The 1,155-nt window shown below is 71.0% G+C and carries 3 protein-coding genes; all 3 read right to left on the bottom strand.

Features of this window, described 5'->3' with window-relative positions:
• Nucleotides 1-249 (bottom strand): transposase domain-containing protein (locus tag ACLF3M_RS35275; protein ID WP_430661692.1); only part of this gene is annotated, 249 nt, incomplete at its 3' end.
• Nucleotides 250-271: 22 nt separating this feature from the next.
• Nucleotides 272-616: an IS66 family insertion sequence element accessory protein TnpB gene (gene tnpB, locus ACLF3M_RS35270; protein WP_430661691.1), complete on the bottom strand. Its 345-nt coding sequence runs from the start codon at nucleotides 614-616 to the stop codon at nucleotides 272-274.
• On the bottom strand, nucleotides 613-1,074 hold the full coding sequence (tnpA, locus tag ACLF3M_RS35265; RefSeq protein ID WP_430661690.1) for an IS66-like element accessory protein TnpA: 462 nt from the start codon (nucleotides 1,072-1,074) through the stop codon (nucleotides 613-615). Before tnpA ends, tnpB begins: the two co-directional genes overlap by 4 nt.
• Nucleotides 1,075-1,155 lie beyond the last annotated feature (81 nt).

Here is a 1,155-nt window from a genome sequence, read left to right as displayed (position 1 = left end):
CCGTACCGCGGCATCGTTGCTATTCGCTGGCGGAGGCGGCGGTGCCGCGCCGAGGGTCAGCGCGAGTTGCCCCGGATCGACGCGCTCGATGCTCTGGCCGAAGCGCGCCCGCCGCAGGTCATGAATGATCTGCTCGAGCTGCGCGACGCGCGCCTCGGCCGCGGCAAGCGCGGTGCGCAGCTCCACGACATCATGCGCAGCATCATCGGGCACGATGGAAGCGTCGTCGACGCCCTCGCGTCGCGCCAAGCGAAAGCGGCCCGGCGCGTGATCACACCGCTGTTGGCCGCCACGCCGGCTGCACCCTGCGCCACTCCAGACCCTCGAGCAGCAGGGACATCTGCGCCGGCGACAGCACCACCTTGCCGGTTGGCGTCGTCGGCCACGGGAACGCGCCCTGCTCGATGCGCTTGGTCAGCAGGCAGAGGCCGACACCATCACGCCAAAGGCACTTCACCAGCCGGCCCTTGCGGCCGCGGAAGGCGTAGAGCGAGCCGTCAAACGGATCGGCGCCGAGCGACTGCTGCACCAGCGCGGCCAGGCCGTCCATGCCGCGCCGCATGTCGGTGATGCCGCAGGCGAGATAGACGCTGGCACCCGGTGGCTGCCCGATCATCGACCGCGCAGCACCGCGAGCAGCCGGCGCAGCGCGTCAGCGCCGACGTCCTCGTCAAGCCGCAGGGTCGTCCCATCGGGCAGCACCACTTCGATGCGCGCGGGAGGCCGTGCGGGACATTCGGGAGCAGGCAGCGGCAGCACCGGCGCGTCCTCGGCTACGGCAACCTGCGCGAAGGCGGCCAGCGGCGCCGGCACGGCGCCGAGCTCGCCGCTCATCACCTGTCGCCGCCACGTGTAGAACAGGCTCGAGGTGAGGCCCCAACGCCGAATCACCTCCGTCGGCGTGACGCCGAGCTGCATCGCCTCGACGACGATCCGGCGCTTCTGGTCCGACGACCAGCCCCGTCGGCCCTCCCCGCGGGTGACCACCTCGACCACCTCGCCAGGCCGCGGCTTGCGAGCAGTCTTACGACCAGTTCTACGACCAGTCTCGGCCGCCTCCGCCTCGATCTCCAACTCCACCTCCGCCGCATGCCGTCACGCGACACGGCATCAACAGCACGGCGTTCCGCAAGGTGGGGTCACGACGACGGATAC

The sequence above is a fragment of the Falsiroseomonas sp. HW251 genome (genome assembly GCF_050563545.1).
GTDB lineage: Bacteria > Pseudomonadota > Alphaproteobacteria > Acetobacterales > Acetobacteraceae > Falsiroseomonas.
This window is presented reverse-complemented; position numbering and strand designations above follow the sequence as displayed.